We start from the raw sequence: 12,753 nt of genomic DNA, 5'->3' as shown, positions 1-12,753 counted from the left end.
TGCCGAGACCAAGGCGGCGTTGCCGAAGGCGGCCTGATTTCTTTCTTACCTCGCCCCGTTCTTACGGGGAGAGGTCGCCGCGTCTTCGCGGCGGGTGAGGGGCTCTCTCGGCTTCGCACCGGTTGATAGATGCCCCTCACCCTAACCCTCTCCCCGTAAGAACGGGGAGAGGGAGCAGAAATCACCCGCAGCTTCATCCGAGCGCTTCGCGCCGACCTTTCCCTCGCGGGGAGGGTAAAGGAACACAAAATGTCCAAACCCAAGGTTCTCATTTCCGACGCGCTTTCTCCTGCTGCCGTGCAGATTTTCAAGGATCGCGGCATCGATGTCGATTTCCAGCCCAATCTCGGCAAGGACAAGGACAAGCTCGCCGAGATCATCGGCAATTATGATGGCCTCGCGATCCGCTCCGCCACCAAGGTCACCGAGAAAGTGCTGCAGGCCGCGACGCGCCTGAAAGTGGTCGGCCGCGCCGGCATCGGCGTCGACAACGTCGACATCCCGGCCGCCACCGCGGCCGGCATCGTGGTGATGAACACCCCGTTCGGGAACTCCATCACCACCGCCGAGCACGCCATCGCCATGATGTTCGCGCTGGCCCGCCAGCTCCCCGCCGCCGACGCCTCAACCCAGGCCGGCAAGTGGGAGAAGAACCGCTTCATGGGGGTCGAGCTGTTCGGCAAGACCCTCGGCCTGATCGGCGCCGGCAACATCGGCTCCATCGTCGCCGACCGGGCGCTGGGCCTGAAGATGAAGGTGGTGGCCTACGACCCCTTCCTCTCGCCCGAGCGCGCCGTGGAGATGGGCGTGGAAAAAGTGGAGATTGAGGACCTCCTGGCCCGCGCCGACCTGATCACCCTGCATACCCCGCTTACCGACAAGACCCGCAACATCCTGTCGGCGGAGAACCTCGCCCGGACCCGCAAGGGCGTGATGATCGTCAACTGCGCCCGGGGCGGCCTGGTGGACGAAGCGGCCCTGCGCAAGCTGCTGGACTCAGGCCACATCGGCGGCGCCGCTTTCGACGTCTTCGTCGAGGAGCCGGCCAGGGCCAATGTGCTGTTCGGCGCGGAGAATTTCATCGCCACCCCGCACCTGGGCGCCTCCACCTCCGAGGCGCAGGAGAACGTCGCCCTGCAGGTGGCCGAGCAGATGAGCGACTACCTGCTCACCGGCGCCGTCACCAATGCCCTGAACAGCCCCTCGGTCACGGCGGAGGAGGCGCCGCGCCTGAAGCCGTTCATCGCGCTCGCCGAAAAGCTTGGCGCCTTCGCCGGCCAGATGGTCGACTTCGGCATCAAGGCCATCGACATCGCCTATGAGGGCGAGGTGGCGGGCCTGAACGCGCGCCCGCTCACCGCCGCGGCCCTGGCCGGGGTCATGCGACCCATGCTGGCGGAGATCAACATGGTCTCCGCCCCGGCGGTGGCCAAGGAGCGCGGCATCACTGTCTCCGAGAGCCGCCAGGACGACAGCCCGATCTACGAGAGCCTGGTGCGCATCACCGTGATCACCGAGAAGGGCAAGCGCTCCTTCGCCGGCTCCGTGCTGGCCGGCACGCCCAGGGTCGTGGAGGTCAAGGGCATGGACCTGGACGCCCCGTTCGGGCCGACCATGCTCTACGTCAACAACCTGGATAAGCCGGGCTTCATCGGCAACCTGGGCGGCCTGCTGGCCGACGCCGGGGTCAACATCGCCACCTTCAACCTGGGCCGCGTCTCGGCCGGCGACGACGCCATCGCCCTGGTGGGAGTCGACCAGGAGCCCTCCGAGGCGCTGCTGGCCAAGATCCAGGCCCTGCCCCATGTGAAGGAAGCCCGCACCCTGAGGTTCTGAGCTACCCGCCGCTGAGGGCGCCGAAGATCAGCATCTCGTCACCGTCCCGGAACTGCCCCTGTTCTGACCGCGTCCGCGTTCAGTGGAAATCCCGGCTGCGGATCAGCCGGCCGCTGACCCTGGAATGCGCGGTGATGACGCCCGCGTCCTCGCGCATTTCGCCCAGCCTGGGTGACAGGTCGGTGAAGCTCCTGGCCACCAGGTGGGTGACCTCGCCCTCGCGCTGCAGCTGGCCGTGCACCACCAGGAAGGATGAGCTCATCACCAGCCGGCGGTTGGCGTCGAAGGCGTCCTTCCAGACCACGATATTGGCCACTCCGGTCTCGTCCTCCAGGGTCAGAAACACCACGCCCTTGGCGGTGCCGGGCCGCTGGCGCACCAGCACCAGGCCGGCCACCGAGAGCCGCCTGCGGTCGCGCTGGGTGTTCAGCGCCTGGGCGGGCAGCACGCCCATGCGCGCCAGGTCCTCGCGGAAGAAGCCCACCGGATGGGCCTTCAGGGACAGGCTGGTGGTGCGGTAATCCTCGGCCACTTCCTGCGGGGCGCTCATGAACGGCAGCCGCACCTGGGTCTCCTTCAGGGTCTGGCGGGTGAGCAGCGGCGCCTCGTGGGCGGCCTTGATGTCGGTGGCCAGACCCTTCACCGCCCACAGCGCCTGGCGCCGGTCGAGCCCTGTCCCGAAAAAGGCGTCGGCCTCGGCCAGCAGCTCCAGGGCGCGCCGCGACAGGCCGGCATGCAGGGCGAAGTCCTCCAGGCTGACGGCGCCCGCCGCCCGGGCCTGCATCAGGGCGCCGGCGTCCGCCTCCCGGAACCCCTTGATCTGGCGCAGCCCCAGGCGCACCGGCCGGTGCGGCGTGCGCGGGTCGTCCTTTTCTTCCAGGGTGCAGGCCCAGTCGCTGGCGGTCACGTCGGGCCCGCGCACCTCCACCCCGTGCTCGCGGGCGTCGCGGACCAGTTGGGCCGGCTGGTAAAAGCCCATGGGCTGGCTGTTCAGGAGGCTGACGCAGAACACCTCGGGGTGCTTCCACTTCACCCAGGCCGAGGCGTAGACCAGGAGGGCGAAGCTGATCGCGTGGCTTTCCGGGAAGCCATAGGAGCCGAACCCCTCGATCTGCTGGAAGCAGCGCTGGGCGAACTGCGCGTCATAGCCCCTGGCCACCATCCCCTCGACGAACTTCACCCCGTATTCTCCGACCGTGCCGTAGTGGCGGAAGGTGGCCATGGAGCGCCGGAGGCCATCGGCGTCGTTGTCGGAGAACTTGGCCGCGTCGATGGCGATCCGCATGGCCTGTTCCTGGAACAGCGGCACCCCCAGGGTCTTCCTCAGGATCGCTTCCAGCTCGTCCTGCGGATGCTCGGGCGCCGGCCGGGGATAGGTCACGGTCTCCTTGCCCTCCCGCCGCCGCAGATAGGGGTGCACCATGTCCCCCTGGATCGGCCCCGGCCGCACGATCGCCACCTCGATGACCAGGTCGTAGAACCGGCGCGGCTTCAGCCTGGGCAGCATCGACATCTGTGCCCGGCTCTCCACCTGGAAGACCCCCACGCTGTCGGCGCGGCAGAGCATGTCGTAGACGCCCGGCTCCTCCTGCGGGATGTCGGCGATGTCGGCCAGCCCCAGCAGGTCGAGGCTCTTCCTCAACGCCGTCAGCATCCCCAGGGCCAGCACGTCGACCTTCATCAGGCCCAGCGCGTCGATGTCGTCCTTGTCCCACTCGATGAAGGTGCGCTCGGCCATGGCCGCGTTGCCGATGGGCACGGTCTCGTCCAGCCGCCGCTGGGTCAGCACATAGCCGCCCACGTGCTGCGACAGATGGCGCGGGAAGCCCAGCAGCTCCTGGGCCAGGGCCGTGGCGCGGCGGATTTCGGGCGCGTCGGGGTCCAGGCCGGTCTGGCGGATGTGGGCGTCCGGGACCCCGTCGCCGTAGCTGCCCCACACCGTGCCGGCCAGCGCCGCGGTGATGTCCTCAGTGAGGCCCAGCGCCTTGCCCACCTGGCGGATGGCCATGCGCGGGCGATAGTGGATCACGGTGGCGACGATGGCCGCCCGGTCGCGCCCATAGCGGCGATATATGTACTGCATCACCTCCTCGCGCCGGTCGTGCTCGAAGTCCACGTCGATGTCCGGCGGCTCGCCGCGCTTCTCGGAGATGAAGCGGGAGAACAGCAGGTCCTGGTCCGCCTTGGTGGGGTCCACCGCGGTGATGCCCAGGCAGAAGCAGACGCAGGAATTGGCCGCCGAGCCGCGCCCCTGGCACAGGATGTTCTGGTCGCGGGCCCAGCGGACGATGTCGTGGACGGTGAGGAAATAGTTGGCGAAGCCCAGCTTCTCGATCAGGTCGAGCTCGTGGGCGATGGTCCGGCGCTCCTTATCCCGCAGCCCGCCGGAGAACCGCCACTCGGCCCCCGCCCAGGCCAGGTCGCGCAGGTGCTGGATGGCGGTCTTGCCGGGGGGCACCGGCTCGTCGGGATACTCGTAGCGAAGCTGGGAGAGGTCGAAGCCGATGCGCCCGGCGATCTCCGCGCTGCGCGCCACGGCGCCGGGAAACCTGGCGAACAGCCGGGCCATCTCGGCCGGCGACTTCAGGTGCCGCTCGGCGTTGGCCTGCAGCCGCAGCCCCGCCTCGTGGATCGTGCAGGTCTCGCGGATGCAGCTGACCACGTCCTGCAGGGCCCGCCGCTCGGGCCCGTGGTAGAGTACGTCGTTGGTGGCGACCATGGGCGCGCCCGACCCCTGCGCCAGCTCGGCCAGCCGCGACAGCCGCTTCAGGTCGCGGGAGCCATAGCGCCGCGCCGCCGCCAGCCAGACGGAGCCGCGCAGTTCGCCCGCGATCCGCCCCAGCCGGGCCTCGAAGGTGGCGTCCAGCCGACCGGGCGGGACCACCAGGGTTAGCTGGCTCTCGGCGTGGTCGAGGAAGTCGCTCCAGTGAAGCTCGCACTCGCCCTTCTTCGCCCGCCGCTGACCCACGGTGAGCAGCCGGGTCAGCCTCCCATAGGCCTCCCGGTCGGAGGGATAGACCAGCAGGCTCGGCGCGCCGTCGGCGAAGTCCAGCCGGCAGCCGGTCAGGGCGCGGACCTGGGCCCCGCCCGCGCGCAGCTTGTTGCCTTCGCTCCATGCCCGCACCACCCCCGCCAGGCTGTTGCGGTCGCAGACCCCCACCGCCTCGATTCCCAGCGCCTGCGCCCCCAGCACCAGTTCCCCCGGATGCGAGGCCCCGCGCAGGAACGAGAAATTGCTGGTGGCCTGCAGCTCGGCGTAGCGGGTCATCCAAACAGCCCGTGCATCCACCACTTGGCCGGCTCGCCCGGTTCATGGAGGCCGGCGCGGAACAGCCAGAAGCGGCCGCCGTCCTCGTCCTCCAGCCGGTAGTAGTCGCGCAGATGGCCCACCGAGACCGCCTCGATGGCGCCCTTCCACCACTCCTCGCCGATCCGTTCCGGCCCCTCGGCGCGGCGCACCCGGTGGACCTGGCCGCGCCAGCGGAACTGCCGGGGCGGGTCGTCTGGGGTCAGCGCCACCACCTGCTCCACAGGCTCGGGCCGGCGGAACAGGCGCAGCGGCCGGGGCGCCTCGGGGTCCCAACCCTGCGCTCTGGACTCAGGCGCGCCCAGGGCCTGGCCGCGGCCGACGGAAAGCTCCGGCACATGGCTTTCCACCGGCTGGGCGCGCCACACCCGCTCAGGCCCCAGCCGGTTGGCCAGCCGGTCCACCAGGGGCGCCAGGCCATCCTCCACGGCGGCCTGGGCGCGGGCGTCCAGCCGCACCTGCCGGCCGGACACCGCCTCCACCTCATAGGCGGCCAGCGTCACCGTCTCGATCCCGAAGCCCGGGTCGATGGTTTCCAGCTTTGGCGCGAACAGCTTGGCGATCCGCCCCGCCTCCCGGCCGGGCAGCGACAGGCCGATGCTGAGCGGCAGGGCCTTGCCGTCCACCCGGTGGAAAGCGATCTCGAAGCGCCGGGCGCCCTTGCCCTCGGTCTCCAGCCGGGCGCAGAGCCTGGCGGTGACGTCGAAGGCCACCCGGGCCATGTCCTCCGGCGCGCTGATCGGCTCGGCGAAGGCCAGCCTCGCCACCCACGGCGTCGGCGGCCGACGGAAGGCCAGCGCCTCGCGGCTGCGGTCCAGGGCCTGGTCCAACCGGGTCAGGACGGCGGCGCCGAACCGGCGGCCCAGGGGCGCGCGGGGCAGGGCCATAAGCTGGTCCAGCCGGCGCAGGCCCAGCCGCTCGATCTGGGCGGCGGCCTGCGGCTCCAGCCGCAGCGCCTGGGGCGGCAGGGGTCCCAGGAGGTCGGCCTGGCCGCCGGGCGGGGCGATGACGCCATCCGCTCCGAACCGGCCCAGCGCCCAGGCCGCGCCGGGCGTATCGGCCAGCGCCAGCCGAAAGCCCAGCCCCGCGGCCGCCAGCCGGCTCCGGAAGTCGGTCATCAGCTCCGCCTCGCCGCCCCACAGGTGGGCCACGCCGCTGACATCCAGAAACAGCCCGTCCGGCGCGTCCGCCGCCACGGCGGGGGAAAAGCGCACGCACCAGTCGACCAGCGCCATCAGAGCGAGCGCGTCGGCCTGCGGCTCCGCCTCGGCGGTGACAAGCTCCGGCGCCAGGGCCATGGCGTCGGTGGCCTTCTGTCCCGGATAGAGGCCCAGCTTCGCCGCCGCGATACTGACCGCCGCCAGCCTGCGCGCGCCCTTCACCGTCTCGATCAGGGCGAAGGGTTCAACCGGCGCGTCTGAGGGGTTGCGCCGGCGCCAGTTGTCGATCGCCCAGGTCGGCGACCAGGCGCAGAGGATGCGCGACATCCGTACTCTCCCAGGAATAGGCCCGCTCGGCCTCGACCAGCCAGGCGCCGGTCCGCCCGCCCCGGCAGCGTTCCAGCTCGACCCGCCAGCGCGGCGCGCCCAGGCCGAACTCCCCCGCCAGGGGCTCCGAAGGCGCCGGGGTCACCCGCCAGCGGGTGGCCGCCGCCGAGCCCCCCGCCTCGCGCCGGGCCGCGCCGCCGAACGGCCGGCGCTTCAGCACAAACCCCGTGGAGCCCAGCTTCTCGCAGGCCAGCTGCAGCCGCCGCCCCGCGGTCAGATCGACGCCCTCCACCTCCCCGAACACCGCGCAGACGCCGACGGTGGCCAGGGCGTCTTCCATCACCGCCAGGGTCTCGGCCTCGTCGCGGGCGCAGACCTGGATCAGCCGCTCGGGGGGAAACCCCAGGCCGGCCAGGCCGGGCGCGAACAGGTCGTCGCGGCGCAGCACCCACACCGCCTCGCCCCGGCGGGCCAGGGGGGCGGCCATCAGGGCGGCGAAGGCGGCCGGCGCGGCGGAGGTCTCCACCTCCAGCCCCGCCCCGGTCACCTCGTGCCAGCGGCCCAGCGGCAGGCCCCCGCCAGGCAGCCGCCCGTCGATGGCCGCGTCCCCGAACGGCAGCGATTCAGACTCCTCCCGCCCGCCCGCCTCGAGGGCGGCGATCTTCGCCCGCACGGCGGCGATGCGCCCTGCGCGAAAATCGGACATGACCTTAGGACTCCGTTTGTTCCAGTTTTGTTCTCACAATAGGAACCGGGGAGTCAAGCGGCCAGAGTCGGGTCGACCGACGGGTCTACTGGCCGCCCGGGGCGCCGCCGGCGCTGAATTCGAAGCCGGGTTCGCGCGGCCGGGGCCCGCCGCCGAAGCTGTAGGTCAGGCCCACGAACACCGCCCGGAAATCGATCTCCCGCCGCACGTTCTGCCGCAGCACCGGCGTGTCGATCACCTGGCTGTCGCGGAAGGTGTCCAGGGCGTCCTGCACGCTCACCGTCAGCGACAGGGCGTCGCTGATCTTGCGCCGGTAGCCCAGGTTCAGCATCCCGAACGGTTCGTTGTAGCCCTGCGGCGTCAGGCGCTTGCCGTGCAGGTTGGCGTTGACCTGCACGAAGTCCTTGGGCGTCACCTGCCAGTTGAGGTTGGCGCGGCCGGACAGCGAGACGGCCGAGCGCGGCTCCGCGAAGCCCAGCCGGCTGGCGTCGATCTCGTTCCAGAAGGCGTTGCCGCTGACATTGTAGGTGAGCTGCTTGCTCAACCGCCCGTTGGCCACCAGCTCCACGCCGCCGCTGCGGCTCTCGCCCAGGTTCTCCCGGGTGGTCAGGAAGACCCCTGCGCCGATGTCGCGGACCACGTCGGTCACCTGGTCCTGGCTCTGCCGGTAGTAGAGCGTGGCCAGATAGAAGGTCCCGTCCTTGCGGTATTGGTAGCCGCCCTCGAAGGAGTGGGTCTCCTGCGGTTTCAGCGCCGGGTTGCCTGACCGGAAGTTCTGCGGGTCCTGATAGAACCGGAACGGGTTGTAGTCCTCCGGCCGGGGTCGCTGCAGGCGGTGGCTGTAGCTCGCGCTCACCTGCCGGGCGTCGCTCAGCTTGTAGGCCAGGTGCAGGCTCGGGTGGACCCGGGCGTAGTTGTTCTCCGCCTTCAGCGCTGTGGTGACCTGGTCGATGTCGATCCGGACGTCCTCGATCCTCAGGCCAGCCAGCACGGTGAAGTCGCCGAACGGCCGCTCATAGGTCCCGAACACCGTGTGGATGGTCTGGGCGAACAGGAACCGGTTGGCCAGCGTCAGGTCGGGCGTCAGCGGCCCGCCGGAGGAGACGCCGCGCGCGCCGAAGCTGTCATAGTCGTTGTCGTCGACGTCCAGCTCGTAGCCGGCCTTGAGCTTGGCCTCGCCGGGCATCGGGCGGCTGTAGTCGGCCTTGAACTCGCTGCGCCAAAGGATGTTGCGCCCGCCCAGGTCCTCGAAAGCCTCCGGGCCGGCCGGCCGGCGGTTGAGGGTGGTGGTCCGGCGGCTGCGGTTCTCCTCGGTCTTCTCGCGGCTCAGGTCGACCACCAGCTGATGGTCGTCGCCGGCGAACTTGCGCCGATAGTTGGCCGACGCCTCGGTGTTGTCGCGCCCGATGCGCACCCGGCCCAGCCGGTCGTAGCCGCGCGGCGATACGCCCCCGACCTGGAACGTCTCGAAGGTCAGGGGTGCGAAATCCACCCCGTTGTGGCGCAGCTCCACGCCCAGTCGGGTCTTAAGGTCGGGATCGTAATCCAAGGTGACCCGGGCGTTGCGGCTGTCCACCGCGGAGGCGTTGGCGAAGGTCTGGATGCTCTCCACGAACTGGCCGGTGACCGGATCGAGGCGCTCGCGCTGGTCTCGGCCGCCCTGCTTCTGGGAGTCGTGGCGAAACCCCGCGTCGCCGGAAAGGGTGAGTTTGCGCGAGTTGTAGGCCCCGCTGATCCCGGCGTTGTGGCGCCCGGCAGAGCCAATGGAGGCCCGCATGGATCCAGAGCGGCCGGGCTTGCGGACCGTCTTGGTGACCAGGTTGATGATGCCTGCGGCGCCGTCGGGCTTGAAGGCGGCGGAGGGGTTGGTGATCACCTCCACCCGCTCGATCTGGTCGGCCGGCAGCGCCTGCAGCGCCTGGGCGCGGCCCTCGCCGCGGAACATGCCGGACGGCTTGCCGTCGATCATGATCGTCACATTGGCGTCGCCGCGCAGGCTGACGTTGCCCTGCACGTCCACCTCCACCGACGGGATGTTGCGCAACGCATCGCCGATCGAGCCCGAGGTCGCCTGCAGGTCGGTGGCCACCCCATAGCTGCGCCGGTCGATGGAGCTGCGGAAGCCTTGCGACTGGCCGGTGACGGTGACGCCCTCCACCGTGGCGGGGGCGGCCGGTCGGGCCGGCGCTGGCCGGGGCGTCGCCGGGGGCTGCTGGGCGAGCGCGGCCGGGGCCTGCGCCACGAGCGTCGCCAGCGAAAGCCAGAATAGACAGTGACGCACCACATCCCCCGAATCGATCAGCGGCTCGCAACAACCTAGAGTTTGGCGGCGACTTTGTGGCGTGGCCCCGCGCCGCGGTTGCGGGCGCCCGGAAAACAGACCCTAATCGCGGCGACAAATGACGGAGAGACGCCCGATGATCCGGATGGCAGGTGTGCTGGCTGCGGCCTTGATGTTGGCCACGGGGGCCCAGGCCCAGGGCCTGTCGGTGAAGACCGAGGCCGGCGTGGTGGCCGGCGTCGCCAACGACCACGCCCGGGTCTTCCAGAACATCCCCTTCGCCGCCGCCCCGGTGGGCGCCCTGCGCTGGGCGCCCCCGGCCAGGGCCCCGGCCTGGACCGGGCCCCGCGACGCCACCCAGGCTGGCCCCTCCTGCCCGCAGCCGATGACCGCCGACGGCACGCCCAACTCCGGCGGCGCCAACGGTCCGGTCGCGGAAGACTGCCTGCAGCTCAACATCTACACGCCCAAGGCGGCCCGTGCCGCCCCGGTGATGGTCTGGATCCACGGCGGCGCGCACCGCACCGGCGCCGGCTGGATCTACGACGGCACGAACTTCGCCCGCGACGGCGTGGTGGTGGTCTCGATCAACTACCGCCTGGGCCCGCTGGGCTATTTCGCCCATCCGGCGCTCACCGCCGCGGCGCGAACCCAGCCCACCGGCAACTTCGGCCTGATGGACCAGATCGCCGCGCTCCAGTGGGTGCAGCGCAACATCGTGGCCTTCGGCGGCGATCCCGCCAACGTCACCGTCTTCGGCGAGAGCGCCGGGGGCATGAGCATTCTGGCGCTCCTGGCCACACCGGCCGCCAAGGGCCTCTACCGCAAGGCCATCGTCCAGTCGGGCGGCGGCTGGTTCGCGCCGGCCACCCTGGAGCGCAAGGAGGCCGAAGGCGTCGCCGCCCTGGCCAAGCTCGGCGCCCCGGCCACGGCCACCGCCGCCCAGCTCCGCGCCCTGCCGTTCGCCCAGGTCAACACCATCAACGGCAACTACGGCCCCTTCGTCGACGGCAGGCTGATGACCGAGACCGCCTCCCAGGCGCTGTCCCGCCGCAGCTTCGCCGACGTGCCGCTGATGATCGGCGCCAACTCCGGCGAGGATTCGCTGATGGGTCCGGGGCCCCTGGCGCCGGCCGCCCTGGCCGCCGTCCCCGCCGCGGCCCGGCTGATCTACACCACCGAGGCCGCCGCCGGCGACGAGACCCTGGCCCGGGCCGTGTTCACCGACCGCATCATGGTGGCGCCCGCCCGCTGGGTTGCCGCCCAGGCCGCCCCCGGCAAGCCCGCCTGGCTCTACCACTTCTCCTATGTGGCCACCCGCATGCGCCCGGCGGTCACCCGCGCCGCCCACGCCGCGGAAATCCCCTATGTCTTCGAGTACTGGGGCCGCCGCACGCCCATGAGCGTGGTCAGCCCGGAAGACCGCGCGGTCGCCACCCTGATGCACGCCTGCTGGGTCAGCTTCGCGAAATCCGGCGCGCCGAAGTGCGGGTCGCAGGCCTGGCCGGCCTATGACCCGGCCCGCGACACCCTGATGGAGTTCGGGGCCGACAGCGGCGTGCGCACCGCCTTTCGCAAGACCCGCCTCGACGCCCAGCAGATGGTCGCCCTGCCGACCCTGGCGCTGGGCAAGTAGGCTGAATCACCGGCCAGCCGAACCGACTCGCTCCGCCTGCGTTTCGTGATTCCCTTCAAGGAGTTGCGGCCATGGCCACCCGTCCGACCTGGCAAGGCTATCTGCGCCTCAGCCTGGTGAGCTGCCCCGTGGCGCTCTACACCGCCACCTCGCGCACCGGCGAGGTGCACTTCAACATGCTCCACAAGCAGACCCACAACCGTATCCGCATGATCCCCACCGACCCGGAGAACGGACCCGTGGACCGCGCCGACATCGTCAAGGGCTATGAGATCGAGAAGGGCCGCTACGTCGTGGTCACCGACGAGGAGATCAAGAACGTCAAGCTGGAGACCACCCGCTCCCTGGATATCGAGCGCTTCGTCGACGAGGAAGACATCGACCGGCTCTACTGGAACGACCCCTACTTCCTGGCGCCCGACGGCGACATGGCGGTGGAGGCTTTCACGGTGATCCGCGAGGCCATGCGCAAGGCTGGCAAGGTGGCCCTGGGCCGCCTGGTCATGCACCAGCGCGAGCGGCTGATGGCGCTGGAGGCCGGCAAGCAGGGCATCCTCGCCTATACCCTCCGCAACAAGCGCGAGGTCCGCGACCCCGCCGAGTACTTCGGCGACATCCCCAACGTGAAGCCCGCCCCGCAGATGGTCGAGATCGCCGCCAAGATCATCGAGCAGCAGGAAGGACCCTTCGACCCCAGCCAGTTCTCCGACCGCTATGAGGACGCATTGCGCGCCCTGATCAAGGAGAAGGAGAAGGGCCACTCGGTCACCGCGCCGCAGGCGCCCAAGGAGGCCGAAGTGGTCGACCTCATGGAAGCGCTCAGGCGCAGCCTCGGCCAGGGCGCCGGAGAGCGCCGCAAGCCCCCCGGCAAGACCGCCGCCGCCAGGGCCAAGCCGCCCGCGGCCAAGCCGGCCAAGCGGGCGCCGGCCAAGCAGCGCGCCTGAGCCTAGCTGCGCCAGTCGCCCAGGACGTCGCCGGCCGGATCCTCGAAGGCCACCCGGTCGAGCTCCACCCTCACCAGGCAGGTGGGGCGGAGGTTGGCGTTCTCGGCCGCGCACCGCACGGGCCGGCCGTCGGCCACGCGGCCTTCAACCACCAGGCGGAAGCCGCCCGCGCCGGGCTGGGTGTCCGGATCGACCTTGCGGGTGACCTCATAGGGCCGGGCGCCGCGCCGCAACAGGCGCGACCCGCCGGCCTCGAACACTCCGGCCAGCCCCACGGTCTCCGGAGACGCCGCGTCGGCTCCCGCCGGCTCACCCGCGGGACATGCCTCGGTCCGCAGCCACGGCCGGCGGATCCAGAACCCTTCAATGGCCTCGGTTGTCTCCGATCCGACCAGGCTGCGCGCCCAGTCCCGCTCGCCCCACATCTGCGGCCGCGCCGTGAGCTTCAGAGTCTGCTTGGCCGGGTCGTAGGCGTAGGCCAGGGCGCTGTCGTCGGGACCTGCGCAGCCGAATGGCAGCCTGAGGCTGAACCGGCGCCCCGCCAGCCCGGCGGCGA

The 12,753-nt window shown here is 70.9% G+C and carries 7 protein-coding genes and 1 pseudogene; 3 read left to right on the top strand and 5 right to left on the bottom strand.

What is annotated here, in order from left to right; translation table 11 throughout:
• Window positions 1-249: 249 nt before the first annotated feature.
• Window positions 250-1,836 carry a phosphoglycerate dehydrogenase gene (gene serA, locus ACLL81_RS06635; RefSeq protein ID WP_411287560.1) on the top strand — a complete coding sequence of 529 codons (1,587 nt, stop codon included), beginning with the start codon at window positions 250-252 and terminating at the stop codon, window positions 1,834-1,836.
• A 79-nt stretch (window positions 1,837-1,915) separates the two neighbouring features.
• On the opposite strand, the gene ACLL81_RS06630 is transcribed toward serA, so the two are convergent.
• The 4 genes from ACLL81_RS06630 to ACLL81_RS06615 all read right to left on the bottom strand — a co-directional run bounded on the left by ACLL81_RS06630 (window position 1,916) and on the right by ACLL81_RS06615 (window position 9,578).
• Window positions 1,916-5,104 carry an error-prone DNA polymerase gene (locus ACLL81_RS06630; protein ID WP_411287559.1) on the bottom strand — a complete coding sequence of 1,063 codons (3,189 nt, stop codon included), beginning with the start codon at window positions 5,102-5,104 and terminating at the stop codon, window positions 1,916-1,918.
• The gene (locus ACLL81_RS06625; RefSeq protein WP_411287558.1) at window positions 5,101-6,630 is read right to left on the bottom strand and encodes a DNA polymerase Y family protein; all 1,530 of its coding nucleotides are present in this window, start codon (window positions 6,628-6,630) and stop codon (window positions 5,101-5,103) included. The genes ACLL81_RS06630 and ACLL81_RS06625 overlap by 4 nt, the downstream gene beginning before the upstream one ends.
• Window positions 6,548-7,336: an ImuA family protein gene (locus tag ACLL81_RS06620; RefSeq protein WP_411287557.1), complete on the bottom strand. Its 789-nt coding sequence runs from the start codon at window positions 7,334-7,336 to the stop codon at window positions 6,548-6,550. Before ACLL81_RS06620 ends, ACLL81_RS06625 begins: the two co-directional genes overlap by 83 nt.
• Before the next feature lie 85 nt (window positions 7,337-7,421).
• Complete coding sequence (locus ACLL81_RS06615; RefSeq protein ID WP_411287556.1) at window positions 7,422-9,578, bottom strand: TonB-dependent receptor domain-containing protein; 2,157 nt, start codon at window positions 9,576-9,578, stop codon at window positions 7,422-7,424.
• A gap of 175 nt (window positions 9,579-9,753) precedes the next feature.
• Here ACLL81_RS06615 and ACLL81_RS06610 point away from each other — a divergent pair, with 175 nt between their 5' ends.
• Window positions 9,754-11,253, top strand: coding sequence for a carboxylesterase/lipase family protein (locus ACLL81_RS06610; RefSeq protein WP_411287555.1), 1,500 nt, complete (start codon window positions 9,754-9,756; stop codon window positions 11,251-11,253).
• Between the two features lie 71 nt (window positions 11,254-11,324).
• Entirely contained in the window at window positions 11,325-12,197 is an 873-nt protein-coding gene (locus tag ACLL81_RS06605; RefSeq protein ID WP_411287554.1) for a Ku protein, read from the top strand.
• A 2-nt stretch (window positions 12,198-12,199) separates the two neighbouring features.
• On the opposite strand, the pseudogene ACLL81_RS06600 reads toward ACLL81_RS06605, so the two are convergent.
• Window positions 12,200-12,753 (bottom strand): annotated as a pseudogene (locus tag ACLL81_RS06600) (hypothetical protein); the annotation flags it as partial.

It is taken from the genome of Phenylobacterium sp. (assembly GCF_046590535.1).
GTDB lineage: Bacteria > Pseudomonadota > Alphaproteobacteria > Caulobacterales > Caulobacteraceae > Phenylobacterium.
This window is presented reverse-complemented; position numbering and strand designations above follow the sequence as displayed.

What these genes read in the sequence shown, in the direction of transcription:
- serA (WP_411287560.1), top strand. Translation starts at nt 250, where the DNA reads ATGTCCAAACCCAAGGTTCTCATTTCCGACGCGCTTTCTCCTGCTGCC.
- ACLL81_RS06625 (WP_411287558.1), bottom strand. Translation starts at nt 6,630, where the DNA reads ATGTCGCGCATCCTCTGCGCCTGGTCGCCGACCTGGGCGATCGACAAC.
- ACLL81_RS06605 (WP_411287554.1), top strand. Translation starts at nt 11,325, where the DNA reads ATGGCCACCCGTCCGACCTGGCAAGGCTATCTGCGCCTCAGCCTGGTG.
- ACLL81_RS06610 (WP_411287555.1), top strand. Translation starts at nt 9,754, where the DNA reads ATGATCCGGATGGCAGGTGTGCTGGCTGCGGCCTTGATGTTGGCCACG.
- ACLL81_RS06630 (WP_411287559.1), bottom strand. Translation starts at nt 5,104, where the DNA reads ATGACCCGCTACGCCGAGCTGCAGGCCACCAGCAATTTCTCGTTCCTG.
- ACLL81_RS06620 (WP_411287557.1), bottom strand. Translation starts at nt 7,336, where the DNA reads ATGTCCGATTTTCGCGCAGGGCGCATCGCCGCCGTGCGGGCGAAGATC.